The following is a 14,130-nucleotide window of genomic DNA, read 5'->3' on the forward strand; positions in this document are numbered from 1 at the left end:
TTACGGTCACATTCCCCACACCTGGGCGCCGCCCTCGCGCGACCGGGGCCGGTACCGCCACCGCCGGAACACCCACTCGCCGTGGCCGGAAGCGGGTGCGGCAATCGACCCTTCGCTTCCCCACCGCACCGCCTGAAGGCTCTTGACCAGGGCAAGAACGCCCCACACCCGCCCCACAGCAAGCGGACGCCACCGTTCCTCCGCCCGCGGTGAAACAATCTCCGTCATGGCGGAAATCATCCAGAAGGACGGCACCTGGACCTTCGACGGAGACACCGTGCGCATCGTGCCCGGCTCCGACAAGGGCGTGGGTCTGCTCCGCAAGACCCTCGGCGAACTCGCCGTACCACTCGAAGCAGTTGCCGGTGTCTCCCTCTCCACCGGGCGCAAGTCCGGCAGGCTCCGCCTTCGGCTGCGCGACGGCGCGGACCCACTCATCCAGATCACCGGGGGCAAGCTGGAGGACGGCTCGGACCCCTATCAACTGACCGTGGGCAGCGATCGCACCGGAGTCGCCGAGTACTTCGTCGACGAAGTGCGCAACGCCCTGCTGATCGAGCAGATCGGCACCGATCCGGTCGATCGCTATCTGCTACCGGGCCCGAGCCTGCCCATCGCGGTCAGCGCCGGCGATGGCACCGCGGCCTTCGACGGCGAACAGATCAAGTTGTCGTGGAGCTGGACGGCCGAGGAGTCCAAGTCTTCCGGCGGCCCCAGCACCATCGCGCTGCGCGATGTGGAGGAGGTGGAGTGGGCCCCCTCGTCAGGTCTCGGAAACGGCCACCTCCGCTTCACCATCAGCAGGTCGGTCGGCAATGCCCCACCGAAGTACGATCCGCACGCCGTGGAGCTGTGGGGCTTTCGCAAGGACCCGCTCATGGCACTGGTGGCCGCGGCCGTCGTGGCCCGGATGCCCCACCCCTACGCCTCGACGAAGGCGGCGGCGATCGAGGCGACGCCCGCGCGACCCAGCAAGAGCCTCGCCGGCGACACCGCCCCAGACGGCGATAACGATCATGATGCCCTGCTGCGCAGACTACGCGAACTGGGCGAACTCCATCAGAGCGGCATACTGACGGACGACGAGTTCACCACCGCCAAACAGGCAATCCTTCGACGCCTCTAGCCGAGATTCTGCCCGCAATCGGGCAGAATTCTTGCAAAAGCCCCGATCCGCCCCTCAGTATCTACGGGTGCTCGAACAACACCAGGCCGGTCGTCCACCCTCATACGACGACCTCATCGACCATCTGGTCCGCAGCACCGCGCTCCAGCGCGGTGAGGCAGCCCGGGTGGTGCTCGATGTCCTGGCGTACTTCGACGAGAGAACCGAGGACTACGTCCGCCGCCGCCACCGCGAACTCCAATCCGGTGGCCTGGTGAACACGGAGATCTTCGAGCGGATAGCGGGCGAGCTCCCGCACCGCGCTGTGGCGCCGCCGGAGCTGTCGCTCCGCCAGCTGCGCCGCATCGTCTATGGCTGACGGTCGTTCGCGATCAGCGGCCAGCCACGGCCCATCAGGGCAGGCCGTGGCTCGGGCACACACCCGATCAATGGAGGGGCAACAACCTCATGTGCGGAATTGTTGGATACATCGGTAGGCGCGATGTGGCACCACTGCTGCTGGAAGGGCTCCAGCGGCTGGAGTACCGGGGGTACGACTCGGCGGGGATAGTGATCACCAGCCCCAAGGCGACCGGGCTGAAGCTGGTCAAGGCCAAGGGACGGGTCCGCGATCTTGAGGCTCGTGTCCCCAAGCGGTTCAACGGCACCACGGGCATCGCCCACACCCGCTGGGCGACCCATGGCGCGCCCAGCGATGAGAACGCCCACCCCCACCTGAGCGCCGACGGACTGGTCGCGGTCGTCCACAACGGCATCATCGACAACGCGTCCGAGCTGCGCGTCCGGCTGGAGGCCGAAGGTGTGGTCTTCGCCTCCGAGACCGACACCGAGGTGCTCACCCACCTCATCGCCCGCTCCCAGGCCGACACCCTGGAAGAGAAGGTCCGCCAGACGCTGAAGTCGATCGAGGGCACCTACGGCATCGCCGTGATGCACGCCGACTTCAACGACCGCATCGTCGTCGCCCGCAACGGCTCCCCCGTCGTCCTCGGCATCGGCGAGAAGGAGATGTTCGTCGCCTCCGACGTCGCCGCTCTGGTCGCCCACACCCGCCAGATCGTCACCCTGGACGACGGCGAGATGGCCACCCTCAAGGCCGATGACTTCCGCACCTACACCACCGAGGGCTCCACGACGACGGCCACGCCCACCACCGTGGAGTGGGAGGCCGAGTCGTATGACATGGGCGGCCACGACACCTATATGCACAAGGAGATCAGCGAGCAGCCGGAGGCAGTGGACCGGGTGCTGCGCGGCCGGATCGACGACCGCTTCTCCACCGTGCACCTCGGCGGCCTCAACCTGGACGCCCGTGAAGCGCGGGGCATCCGCCGGGTCAAGATCCTCGGCTGCGGCACCTCGTACCACGCCGGGCTCATCGGCGCCGGGCTCATCGAATCCCTGGCCCGCATCCCCGCCGACGCCGAGCCCGCGTCCGAGTTCCGCTACCGCAACCCCGTGGTCGACCCCGACACCCTCTACATCGCGGTCTCCCAGTCCGGCGAGACCTATGACGTACTCGCCGCGGTCCAGGAGCTCAAGCGGAAGGGCGCACGCGTCCTGGGCGTGGTGAACGTCGTCGGCTCCGCGATCGCCCGAGAGGCCGACGGAGGCACCTACGTACACGCCGGGCCCGAGGTCTGCGTCGTCTCCACCAAGTGCTTCACCAACACGGTCGTCGCCTTCGCCCTGCTCGCCCTGCACCTCGGCCGAATCCGTGACCTCTCGGTCTCCGAGGGCAAGCGGATCATCGCGGGGCTGCGCAGGCTGCCCGCCCAGATCACGGAGATCCTGGAGTCCGAGGCGGACATCAAGAAGCTGGCGGAGGAGTACGCCGGAGCGCAGTCGATGATGTTCATCGGCCGGGTGCGCGGCTATCCGGTGGCGTTGGAGGCATCGCTCAAGCTGAAGGAGATCTCCTACATCCACGCGGAGGCGTACCCGGCGTCCGAGCTCAAGCACGGACCGCTGGCGCTGATAGAGCCGGCGCTGCCGACGGTCGCGATCGTGCCCGACGACGATCTGCTGGAGAAGAACCGGGCGGCGCTGGAGGAGATCAAGGCCCGCAGCGGCCGTATCCTCGCCGTCGCCCACAGGGAGCAGGAGAAGGCCGACCACACCATCGTCGTACCGAAGAACGAGAACGAGTTGGACCCGATCCTCATGGGCATCCCGCTCCAGCTCTTCGCCTACCACACGGCCCTGGCGATGGGGCGTGACATCGACAAGCCGCGCAACCTGGCGAAGTCGGTGACCGTGGAGTAGGTCTTCCACGCGACAGGGGCCGGGCGTACGACCGACGTACGCCCGGCCCTTGTGCATTGCCCAGCATTTCCGGTGTTACGCCCGGCTGCCCGAACACAGCGGGCAACCGGCGGGCCCGGCCACCACTGAGTACGGATGAGCGGGGACGATCCACTCAGACAACAGCGCAGTCCCCTCGCGCGTCGCCACCAACTACGCCCGAGGGGACTCCGTGAGCCGGCGCGCGGCCCAGAGCGCACCGGCCAGCGCGGCCTCAGCCGGTGGCCGTCACTCCCCGGCCGGCAGCGCGTCCGGAGAAGGTCGGCCACTTGGCGAGCGCGGCCGTCGCGCCGTACCAAGCGGCCAGGCCGGTCACCACCGTGACCCAGCCGCCCGCTTTCGCCAATCCGGAACTCTCGGCGAGCGCGGCGATCCCCAGCAGCAGCAGTGAGACCGTGAGCAGCCCGTACACCCCTTGGGTGAAGATGCCGCTACCTGCCGAGGCCACCGTCAAGGTCAGCGCCAACAGGGCCCACAGCAGCAGGAACAGTCCGGCTGCCTCCGAGGAGACCCCGGGGCCCGCACCGGTCCCCCAGGTGAACCAGAACGCGCCGAGGCCGGCGAACGCCGTGCCCGAACCGCCGTTGCCCGCGCGGAACTCAAGCAGTCCGGCTATGAAGAGGGCGACACCACCGACCCAGGTGGCGAGCCCGGCGGCATCCAGGACCGTCACACCGTCAATCACATCGGTGTTGCCGATGCCGAACGCCAGCAGGGTCAACCCGAGGGCGAGATGACCGAGAGTAGAGGTACTAGCGCTTCCCGCAGAGACTTCTTTGTCCACGGCGGGCTCCCTTCGTCTCCTGTGCAGTTGTGTGAAACGCAGTTGTGAAGCAACCCAACGACCGTTATGTACCCTTCACAAGCTCACAATTCACCTTTACGCGCCGGTAAATTTGCTTGCATTCCTGGGGAGTTGGTGAGATGGGCCACATCGTGGCGGCAACCATCGACCACGGGGCCACCGAGCACCGGCCCTCCCCGACGCCCAACGATCCACGCCCAACGATCCACGGGCTACGGGCTACGGGCTACGGGCTACGGGCTACGGGCTACGGGCTACGGGATGACAACGACGGGCCGCTGCGCGCGTCGCGCGAGCCGGCCGGCCACCGAGCCGAAGATGCGGCCGACGATCCCATGGGTGGAACCGACCACGATCGCGTCGGCCGAGTACTCCCGACCGACCTCTTCCAACTCATGACAGATGTCGCCGCCGCGCTCCACCAGGATCCACGGCACCTCGGAGAGGTAGTCGGCGCAGGCCAACTCCAGACCGAGGACCTCGGTGCGATGGTCCGGCACATCCACGAAGACCGGGGGCTCACAGCCCGCCCAGACGGTGGTCGGCAGCCGGTTCGCCACATGAACGATGATCAGCCCGGAGCCGAAGCGCCGGGCCATACCGATGGCGTACGCGAGCGCGCGCTCACTTGAGGTCGATCCGTCGAAGCCGACGACAACACCGTGTCGGAACGCTGGGTCGCATGAAGGGCGCGACTCTTCCGCCGCTTGCAGATCCGACAACGGGTCGGCTACCTGCTTGCGGTCCGCGGGTTCGGGGATCTCGTGACCGGCCATGGGTGTCTCGGCGAAGGAAGTCCTCAGTGGGAGGGAACGACTTGGCGACGGAGGCTGTGTCCGGGAATCATCTTCCCTGGCCCATACCCGTAAGGGTACGGCGACACTCCTCTTCTGCCCAGGGCCCGATACGTCATACGGGCGCTGAAGGGAGGATGCCTGAGCTGTCCCCGTATGGCAATGCCGGATGGTGTCTACAGCGTTCTTTCGAGGGGTGTGCGCCCGCGCCGGACACCGCCTTCCGAGACTCGGGGCCCGGCAGCTCGTGCGACCGGCGCCCTGGGACGGCTGGGGGCCGGAGGCAGGGAAACCCTCGCGCACAAGGGGGCGGAAGGGCGGCGAACACCTCTCCCACCCGCCCCTCGGGCGCGGAACGGCAGCCGGCGGGGGCGCACCCAGAATCCGGTCGCCCGCCCCGGTGCCCCAGCCGTACCCCTGCGTCCACGCTTGAGGCTCCCGGTCACGGCTACGGCAGCCGCCCCGCCAGGCCCCCGCGAAGGCCCTGCCCGAAAGCCATACGGCGCTCGCACCAGGAGCGACCGGGACGAGGGGCCCACCACACCTCCAGGCGCGCGGCCGAATTCAGCGAGACGATACGATCCGACTCGAACGGAAGCCTCGCCCCGCCAGCCCGGCCCCGGACGCACAGCATGGCCATACCGCCCCCAACCGCTCACGGGGAGCCAGCGCCCGCCATCCCCTGTCGAGTCGCCACCGGCCGGACGGCAATCCACCACAAGCGTGGCCGACCGGGGCTCATCGGTGCTCCTCGCCGCCCCGGCCGTCGCGCGGCAGTCGGCCGAACCGAACCGCGCGCCAGTGACCGGAGGGCTCGGTTCGTCGTTGGGACCACGGTCACCCCGCAGCCCAAGGGAGTTTCCATGCCGGCACAGCCGTCCGCCGCAGCCCGCAACGCCCGCAGGACCCGTGCCCACGCGCCCGCAGCCGCCCCTGAGCCCGCCGCGCACCCCACCGCGCACCCCACCGACTCGGCGGGGGATGTGGTCCGCTGGGGTGCGTTCAGCTGTCTGCTCGTTCCGGTCGTCCTCGTCGTGTATGGGACCTCGTTCGGCGGGGCAGTCGCAGCAGCACTCGGCCTGGCCGCCGTGACCACCGTATGCAGGGTGCTTCTGCGGCGCTCGGAACGCACCTGGCGAACTGAGGCCGGCGAACGGGCGACGCGGCCGACCGGGCGGGAGCGAGAGGGAGGCACCGGTGGCCGCCCAGCGCATCCGGGACGGGTGGATCGCGCGTCTGAGAGGGTCCACCCCCGAGGTCGCCAAGACCGGGGACACGGGCGGTCCGACTGACCCAAACAAGGGCCAAGGCTGACCCGTTCATACGCGCGCACCCGTATAGTTTCAGCCAACTTCGCGCTACTACCCCTCCCTTGGGGAAATGGCCTGTGTACCCCCTTGTCACCTGGCAGGAAAGGACTATTCGCGGCGCTTGCACCCTACGGGGACGGGCCATGCGTGTGAGACGCACTTCCCTGAGGGCCTTACGAGTGGAACGCTTCGTGATCGAATGCTTCGCGCCAAGTTCTCATGCAGACATAGCGGGGCATGACGAACTTGTCACGGCGGCGTCACGGGACGCAGTAGATTCGATCATGAGTATCGAAGGCTCGGGACTCGTGCAAAACCGAGGGGAAACGTGCAGGAGCGAAAGGCCCGAAACGAACGGGGAGACGCGAATACCGAGGGGGGCTTAGCGTCATGAATCAGGACTCCGCCGCACCGGAGGCAGCACGAAAGCTCTCGGGGCGCCGGCGCCGGGAAGTCGTCGCGGTACTGCTGTTCAGCGGCGGCCCCATCTTTGAGAGTTCCATCCCGCTCTCGGTGTTCGGAATCGACCGTCAGGACGCCGGAGTTCCTCGCTATCGACTGCTCGTTTGTGCAGGCGAGGAAGGTCCGCTGCGAACCACCGGCGGGCTCGAACTGACCGCGCCGTACGGCCTGGAGGCCATCGGCAGGGCGGGAACCGTCGTCGTACCGGCCTGGCGGTCGATCACCTCACCGCCACCGCCCGAGGCACTCGACGCACTGCGTCGGGCGCACGAGGAGGGAGCCCGGATAGTCGGACTGTGCACCGGTGCGTTCGTACTCGCAGCGGCAGGGCTGCTGGACGGCCGTCCAGCGACCACCCACTGGATGTACGCGCCGACACTGGCCAAGCGGTACCCGTCCGTCCATGTGGACCCGCGTGAGCTCTTCGTCGATGACGGCGATGTGCTCACCTCCGCTGGCACGGCGGCTGGAATCGATCTCTGTCTCCATATCGTGCGCACCGACCATGGCACCGAGGCCGCCGGAGCACTTGCCCGCAGGCTGGTTGTGCCACCGCGCCGCAGTGGCGGGCAGGAGCGCTATCTGGACAGGTCTTTACCTGAGGAAATCGGGTCGGACCCCTTGGCCGAGGTGGTGTCCTGGGCGCTTGAGCATCTCCATGAGCAGTTCGACGTGGAGACGCTGGCCGCCCGGGCCTACATGAGTCGACGCACCTTCGACCGGCGATTCCGTTCGCTCACCGGCAGCGCACCGCTCCAGTGGCTGATCACCCAGCGGGTCCTCCAGGCCCAGCGGCTGCTGGAGACCTCGGACTACTCGGTTGACGAGGTGGCGGGCCGCTGCGGCTTCCGCTCCCCGGTCGCTCTGCGGGGGCACTTCCGCAGACAGCTGGGCTCCTCCCCGGCCGCGTACCGAGCCGCCTACCGGGTCCGACGGCCGCAGGGCGAGTCGGCACCGACATCGGTGGTGGAGTCGGTGGTACCGATCCAGGCACGGCGTACCACGGCCGGTATCCCGGGCTCCCCGGTCGGCCCACCGGAACTGGGTCGGCCAACGGCGCCCCAGGCGTACGCAGCGGGTCACGGTCGTCCAAGCCTGCCCGGTCAGCGGAGTGCGCCATAAGGTAGACGCATGAACGACCGTATGGTGTGGATCGACTGCGAGATGACCGGGCTCTCGTTGACGGACGATGCACTGATCGAGGTGGCCGCGCTGGTCACCGACTCGGAACTGAATGTGCTCGGTGACGGGGTGGACATTGTGATCCGCCCTCCGGACAGCTCGCTGGCGACGATGCCCGAGGTGGTGCGAAACATGCACACCGCCTCGGGCCTCCTCGACGAGCTGGCCGCCGGCACCACGCTCGCCGACGCCGAGGCCCAGGTCCTCGCGTATGTACGTGAACATGTGAAGGAGCCCGGCAAGGCCCCGCTCTGCGGGAACTCGGTGGGCACGGATCGCGGCTTCCTCTCGCGTGACATGGCCGCTCTGGAGGGTTACCTCCACTACCGGATCGTCGATGTGTCCTCAGTGAAGGAGCTGGCGCGCCGCTGGTATCCGAGGGCTTACTTCAACAGCCCGGACAAGAGCGGCAACCATCGGGCGCTCGCGGACATCCGCGAGTCCATCGCAGAGCTCCGCTACTACCGGGAGGCGGTCTTCGTGCCACAGCCCGGGCCGGACTCCGAAACGGCGAAGGCCATCGCAGCGAAGCACGTGGTGCCCGCGGAGTGAGAGCCCTCTCCCACCCCTGCCGACACAGCTGATACTGCTGAAACCGCTGAAACCAGAGGCGCCTCCTGCTGTCCATACCGACCCGATGGCGGGCCGGAAACGGCCCGCCATCGGGTCGCTCACTGGCAGGAACGGCATCGCGACAACGGCTCATAAATCGTGGCGCGAGCACCCTCCGGGACCCTGTACACTTTTTCTCGGCCGGTCAGAAAAGTAACCGGTCATGGTGGGTGTAGCTCAGTTGGTAGAGCACCTGGTTGTGGTCCAGGATGCCGCGGGTTCGAGTCCCGTCACTCACCCTGAATGATCGAAGGGCTGATCTGTTCCGACAGATCAGCCCTTCGTCATGTCGTGCGCTGGCTCGGATCGTGCCGCGTCCCCCTCGAACGCGGCAACGTGGATGCGGCAACCCAGCGGCGGCGATCTGGGACCCAGGAGTGCCGGAAGTCGGAGAGCGCCGCCGAAATCCGGGGGATTCCGCCGACCCCCACCCAGTCCAGCCCCCCAAGGCCCTGCTCATCGCGAGCTGAGGGCCGCTGGGCACCTTGCGGACCCGTGGAGGGCCCGCAAGGTGCGCAGGGAACGGTCAGCCCGCTAGAAAGGCCGTGACCTCCTTGAGGAAGGCCTCAGGGGCCTCCAGGTTGACCATGTGACCCGCGCCGGACAGCCGAGCCACCCGGGTATGGGGGACGGCGTCAGCCAATGCCTCCACATTGCCCTCGATATCGCTGCTGTCGAGATCGCCCAGCAGGGCCAGCACCGGTACCGAGATCTCATGAAGCCGTCCCGCCGCGCCCACCTCCCGCGGGCGGCCCGTACCCAGTCCACCCGAGTGGGCGCGGACGTTCGCGGCGACGGTGGTCCTCATCCGACCCCGTAGCGCCGGCTCCACTTCCTCGGGCAGTCGATGGGGCCCATCGACCCACAGGCGCAGGAACTCCTCGACGAAGAGCTCTCCCCCATCGGCCCTGGTCACTGCCTTCACCTGGGCCGCGGTGCGCTGGATGACATAGGGATCGACGAAGGGCCGGCCGCTGATCCCCGGCGCGGCAAGCACCAGGGACTCGGTCAGCTCGGGGTACAGCAGCGCAAAGTCGAGTGCCGTTCGAGCGCCGAGGGAGGCTCCGACCAACCGGGCGCGTTCGACGCAGAGATGGGAGAGCAGGGCGTGGAGATCCTCGGCAGGTGACCAGTCGCCGGTCACCGATGAGGAGCGCCCGTGCCCGCGGGCGTCGTATCGAATCACCTGGTAGTCGGCGGCCAGCACCTCGAACTCCTCGTCCCACACGGTCAGATCGAGCAGGCCACCGTGGAGGAGGACAACGGCTGGCCCCTCGCCGGCGATGTCGTGGGCAAGACGGCCTTCATCGTCGACGGGCGCAGTCGGCAGACTGTTCATCACAACTCCTCGAACTCTGTGTGACGTGGCGAGGGGGCGGCCGACTGCTCTTTTACCCCGCTTCCGGCTCCAAGGCCATGGGCCTCAAGCAACCTTTGCCAAACGAAAGAGCGCGTCCCGGTCGGATTGGGGGGAGCCGACCGGGACGCGCGTGTGGGGGGCAGGAGTTGCCTGGGGGGCTACGGGCCGGTTGCGCGCACCTGAGCAAGTGCGGCGGGCTTCCGTAGGGCAGCAGTGCCTGCAGGGGCGGTGGGCCTTCCGCCGCCGGTACACCAAGCGTCAGATACCGGCAGTGACAGCGCCCGTGACGGCTGGCCGGCGTACTCGGTGACGGCAATGCCGTCCGGCCCGGTGACAGCGAATGCCTTTCGGGCGGGCCTGGAGCCCATCCCGACCACCGGGCCGGACGGCGCGCACCCCGCGGGGGGTTCCTGCGTGGGGGTCTCCTGCGTGGGGGCCCCGTGCGTGGACGAGCAAGACGAGCGAGTCGTCGTCGGCACGGGGGCAGAAGTCGCGGGTGTGCGCTTTGCGGCAGGCCGGCCGATGGGCTGCGGGGTGGGGCCCGCACCCGCGAGACAGCCGACGGAAAGCGCACGGAGGGCTCGCGCCCTACCGTTCGCCCTGCGCCGGTCGGTCCTGCTGGCCATTGCGCCTGCCTCTGGGGTGTACGTATGGGGGATTAACGGGGGGTGTACGGATGGGGGTCCGTACGGAACTTGGGTGCGGGAGCACGCTAGCGATCCTTGAACGGACAAAACACCAATTCGACGTCTGAGCCGTACTTCTTAGGGCGCTCTTAAGGACAGCATCGGAACCGATTAACCAATGGACCCGTCAGGGCCGCGTTAGCTGTGCGTCATGCTCGCGTCATATTGGCTTCATGGAACTGTCATCCACGGTGCCGGATTCGCCGGCTCTCCCGGTCGCCTCGGGCAGTCACACCGGTCGCCACGAGGGCCGCACACCCCGCCCCGAGCCCCGCTCAACGTGGCCCTGGCCTCGGCGGCCGCTCAGAGCTCGCCCGGCTCACAACGCGCCAGGCGGGGCTGTGGGCCCCCAGCGCCCGCCGACCGCCCACCGGTGACCCCACGGGGAGCGGGGCGCCATCAAGGGCCCTACAGGAGGGGCCTTGATGGCGTGCCCATGACGGACGCGTCAGTCCTGGACGCGGGCGCGCACCGCGCCCTCAGGAATCGACGCCCTCGCCGACCCGGGACCGGGTTCGGGCCGGCACCCGCTGGCGTCGTCGTTCGGTTCCCCGATGTCCACGGCGGCGCTCCTCCGGGCCGGGGCCGCGGGGATCGAGCCCGAGCCAGACCCGTACCTCGGTGCCGCCGAGTACCGAACTGCCGATGCGGACGTCTCCGCCCGTTGACTCCGCGACCCGGCGCACGATGTCCAGCCCGAGCCCCGTGGAACCGTCCCTGCTTCCGCTGTTGCCCCGGGCCATGGCCGCCGCCGGGTCGGCGATGCCCGAACCCGCATCGGAGACCAGCACGATGACGGCGTCATCGCCGTTGTGCACATCGACCGAGAACGCCGTTCCCTCCGGGGTGTGCCGGAAGACATTGCCCAGCAGCGCGTCGAGGGCGGCGGCCAGTTCGGGGCGGGCTACGGGGATGCGTACCGGGCGGTCGACTCCGGCGACACGGACCTTGCGGCCCTCGTCCTCCGCGAGCGCCGACCAGAAGTCCATCCGCTCCCGGACCACTTCGGAGGCATCGCAGCCGGCGCCCGGACCGATCGGCGCCGTGGTCTGCGGCTTGGCCTCGCGGGCCGTACGGATGATGATGTCGACCTCGCGCTCCAGCTGCTCGACGGCGGCTCTGGTCTGGTCGGCAGCGGGCCCCTCGCCCAACGAGGCGGCATTGAGTCGCAGCACGGTGAGCGGCGTACGGAGCCGGTGGGACAGGTCGGCCGCCAACTCCCTTTCGTTCGCGAGGAGTTGGACAACCTGGTCGGCCATGGCGTTGAAGGCGATCGCCGCCGACCTCAACTCGGTGGGCCCCTCCTCGGGCACTCTGGCCCCCAACTCCCCCTCCCCCAGGTCGTGGGCGGCGCCAGCGAGTCGCTGGGCGGGCTGGACCATCCGTACGCCGAGTCGATCGGCGACCGCGACCGAACCGACGACGAGCGCGATGCCCACACCCGCAAGTACCAGCCATGCGGTGGTGACGCCCTTGGTGACATCGTGAGCCGGGACGAACACCTCGACGACGGCGATTCCACCGGTGCTGAGCCCGTTGGGCTGGAGTAGCGACGAGCCGCCGGGAACCTCGGTGATGGAGCCCCGACCGCCCCGCGCGGTCTCCAGATCGGCCTGGGGGGCGCGTCGTACACCGACTTCCACGATGTCGCCGCCTTCGGTCGCGGCAGGGATGTACACGGCCATCCGGCCCGCCGCACCGGCCTGTGTGGACATCATGGCCACCTCCAGCTTGGCCCGGTCGGAGGTGATGGAGAGGGTCGGGCCGATCGCTGCCGCTTGGCGTTCCGCGTTGGAGAAGGCCCGGTCACGAGCCATCTCCTTGATGACGAGCCCCAGTGGTACGGCAAAGGCGACCACGACCATCGTCGTGACTGCCAGAGAGACCTTGACCAGCGCCCATCTCATCTTTGATGTCCTCGTTGGTGTCCGGGTTGGGTGCCGTGCGGCCAGCCCGGCATCACTGGCGGGGGCCGATCGGCGGTTCCAGCTTCACTCCGACTCCGCGAAGCGTGTGCAGATAGCGCGGTTGTGCAGCCGTCTCACCGAGCTTGCGCCGTAGCCAACTCAAGTGGACATCGATGGTCTGGTCATCGCCGTAACTCTGCTGCCAGACCTCGGCGAGCAGTTCCTTGCGCGGTACGACCACTCCGGGTCGCCCGGCGAGAAAGGCAAGCAGATCGAACTCGCGGCGTGTCAAGTCGAGTGCTCGCCCATCCAGTTCGGCCTGCCGACGCAAGGGGTCGATGGACAGCCCGCCGACCTGGATGACGCGCGAGGGCGGGGCTTCCCCGGCCGTGGCGCGCGAGCGGCGCAGTACGGCAGCCATCCTTGCGGACAGATGCTCAACGGAGAAGGGTTTGGTCAGATAGTCATCTGCGCCGTCGTTCAAAAGACGGACGATCTCCGTCTCATCGTCCCGCGCGGTCGCGATGATCACTGGAACATCCGTGATTCCCCGCAACATCTTCAAAGCCTCAGAGCCATCTAGATCGGGCAGGCCGAGGTCCAGAATGACTACGTCGAACCGGTAATGAGCCACTTCGCGCAGCGCCTCAAGTGCCGTGCCGACACTCCGCACCGTGTGCGAAGCCTCGGTGAGGTGTCGGATGAGGGCGGAGCGCACGAACTGGTCGTCCTCGACGACGAGCACACTTGCCATGAGCGGCACCGTACGCCATACGGAGTACCCCGGTCGCCACCCCGGCCACCACCACGATGGACACATCAGCCACTTGCGTGTCACTTCTGTGCCAGTCTGGGGCACTCGTACACACCCTCGCGGGCCCGCTCGCGGGTACGAAATTTCCGGCTTCCCCGCGTGATCCGGAGTAGCTGCATCCCACTGAGGACAGATGGCCGGTGCGTGGTGCAGTATGGCCCCGATGCGTAGAGGACTTGTACATGCCATAGCGTGGTCGCTGTCCACGGGGGCTGCGGTAACGCTGTCTTGGTGGGGCGTCCATACGGTGATGTCCGGGACCGCGTACGACCGACCGCTCGCGCTGCCGATCAAGGCGGACACCCCTACCACCCAGGGCTCCAAGCCGCAGGAATCGGTGAGCAAGAACCCGTCGGACAAGTCGAGCAAACCGGCGAGGCCAAGTTCGCACGACACTCCGTACGAACCCCCGACAGAGCAGGTCCCCGCTCCGTCCTATGAACCGACGGACGAGAAGCCGACGAAGAGCGTCACGCCTTCCGCATCGTCGGAGCCCGCGGGTACCCCCACGACCTCCGATCCATCAAGTGATGTGCAGGCGTACACGGTGGACGGGGGCCGGGTCGTTTTCGATATGACCGCGTCCTCGGCCGAACTGGCCTCCGCGACGCCCAACGCCGGTTGGAAGATGGAAGTGTGGAAGCAGGACTACTGGATCCGGGTCTCCTTCACCAAGGATGACAAGGAAGCGGCGGTCATCTGCACCTGGTACGAGACCACGCCGACGGTGCAGTTCTACAACAAGTGAGTGGCCCGCAGACCGGCCCG

General features: G+C 68.1%; 11 protein-coding genes and 1 tRNA gene. 7 read left to right on the forward strand and 5 right to left on the reverse strand.

Going from position 1 to position 14,130, the window contains the following annotated elements:
* Nucleotides 1-226 precede the first annotated feature (226 nt).
* The 3 genes from NBG84_RS28425 to glmS all read left to right on the forward strand — a co-directional run bounded on the left by NBG84_RS28425 (nucleotide 227) and on the right by glmS (nucleotide 3,391).
* Nucleotides 227-1,126 carry a DUF4429 domain-containing protein gene (locus NBG84_RS28425; RefSeq protein WP_250922477.1) on the forward strand — a complete coding sequence of 300 codons (900 nt, stop codon included), beginning with the start codon at nucleotides 227-229 and terminating at the stop codon, nucleotides 1,124-1,126.
* Nucleotides 1,127-1,193: 67 nt separating this feature from the next.
* A complete protein-coding gene (locus NBG84_RS28430) occupies nucleotides 1,194-1,484 on the forward strand; it encodes a hypothetical protein (RefSeq protein ID WP_250922478.1) in 291 nt (96 codons plus the stop codon).
* 89 nt (nucleotides 1,485-1,573) lie between these two features.
* A complete protein-coding gene (gene glmS / locus NBG84_RS28435; RefSeq protein ID WP_250922479.1) occupies nucleotides 1,574-3,391 on the forward strand; it encodes a glutamine--fructose-6-phosphate transaminase (isomerizing) in 1,818 nt (605 codons plus the stop codon).
* Between the two features lie 253 nt (nucleotides 3,392-3,644).
* On the opposite strand, the gene NBG84_RS28440 is transcribed toward glmS, so the two are convergent.
* Nucleotides 3,645-4,214, reverse strand: coding sequence for an acetate uptake transporter (locus NBG84_RS28440; protein ID WP_250922480.1), 570 nt, complete (start codon nucleotides 4,212-4,214; stop codon nucleotides 3,645-3,647).
* A 275-nt stretch (nucleotides 4,215-4,489) separates the two neighbouring features.
* Nucleotides 4,490-5,011 (reverse strand): universal stress protein, encoded by a 522-nt coding sequence (locus NBG84_RS28445; RefSeq protein WP_250922481.1) that lies wholly within the window; start codon nucleotides 5,009-5,011, stop codon nucleotides 4,490-4,492.
* A gap of 1,718 nt (nucleotides 5,012-6,729) precedes the next feature.
* Between NBG84_RS28445 and NBG84_RS28450 the strand changes: the two genes are divergently transcribed.
* From NBG84_RS28450 to NBG84_RS28460, 3 genes are all read left to right on the forward strand, one after another.
* A complete protein-coding gene (locus NBG84_RS28450) occupies nucleotides 6,730-7,923 on the forward strand; it encodes a GlxA family transcriptional regulator (RefSeq protein ID WP_250922482.1) in 1,194 nt (397 codons plus the stop codon).
* A gap of 9 nt (nucleotides 7,924-7,932) precedes the next feature.
* On the forward strand, nucleotides 7,933-8,535 hold the full coding sequence (gene orn / locus NBG84_RS28455) for an oligoribonuclease (RefSeq protein ID WP_250922483.1): 603 nt from the start codon (nucleotides 7,933-7,935) through the stop codon (nucleotides 8,533-8,535).
* Nucleotides 8,536-8,761: 226 nt separating this feature from the next.
* Nucleotides 8,762-8,834: transfer RNA gene (locus NBG84_RS28460), tRNA-His, on the forward strand.
* Nucleotides 8,835-9,121: 287 nt separating this feature from the next.
* Here the strand turns inward: NBG84_RS28460 and NBG84_RS28465 are convergent.
* From NBG84_RS28465 to NBG84_RS28475, 3 genes are all read right to left on the reverse strand, one after another.
* The gene (locus NBG84_RS28465; RefSeq protein WP_250922484.1) at nucleotides 9,122-9,934 is read right to left on the reverse strand and encodes an alpha/beta fold hydrolase; all 813 of its coding nucleotides are present in this window, start codon (nucleotides 9,932-9,934) and stop codon (nucleotides 9,122-9,124) included.
* A gap of 1,186 nt (nucleotides 9,935-11,120) precedes the next feature.
* Entirely contained in the window at nucleotides 11,121-12,548 is a 1,428-nt protein-coding gene (locus NBG84_RS28470; protein WP_250922485.1) for a sensor histidine kinase, read from the reverse strand.
* 52 nt (nucleotides 12,549-12,600) lie between these two features.
* Nucleotides 12,601-13,302 carry a response regulator transcription factor gene (locus NBG84_RS28475; RefSeq protein WP_250922486.1) on the reverse strand — a complete coding sequence of 234 codons (702 nt, stop codon included), beginning with the start codon at nucleotides 13,300-13,302 and terminating at the stop codon, nucleotides 12,601-12,603.
* A 310-nt stretch (nucleotides 13,303-13,612) separates the two neighbouring features.
* Here NBG84_RS28475 and NBG84_RS28480 point away from each other — a divergent pair, with 310 nt between their 5' ends.
* A complete protein-coding gene (locus tag NBG84_RS28480; RefSeq protein ID WP_308312119.1) occupies nucleotides 13,613-14,110 on the forward strand; it encodes a hypothetical protein in 498 nt (165 codons plus the stop codon).
* Nucleotides 14,111-14,130: the final 20 nt, after the last annotated feature.

The sequence above is a fragment of the Streptomyces albipurpureus genome, assembly GCF_023701525.1.
Classification (GTDB): Bacteria; Actinomycetota; Actinomycetes; order Streptomycetales; family Streptomycetaceae; genus Streptomyces; species Streptomyces albipurpureus.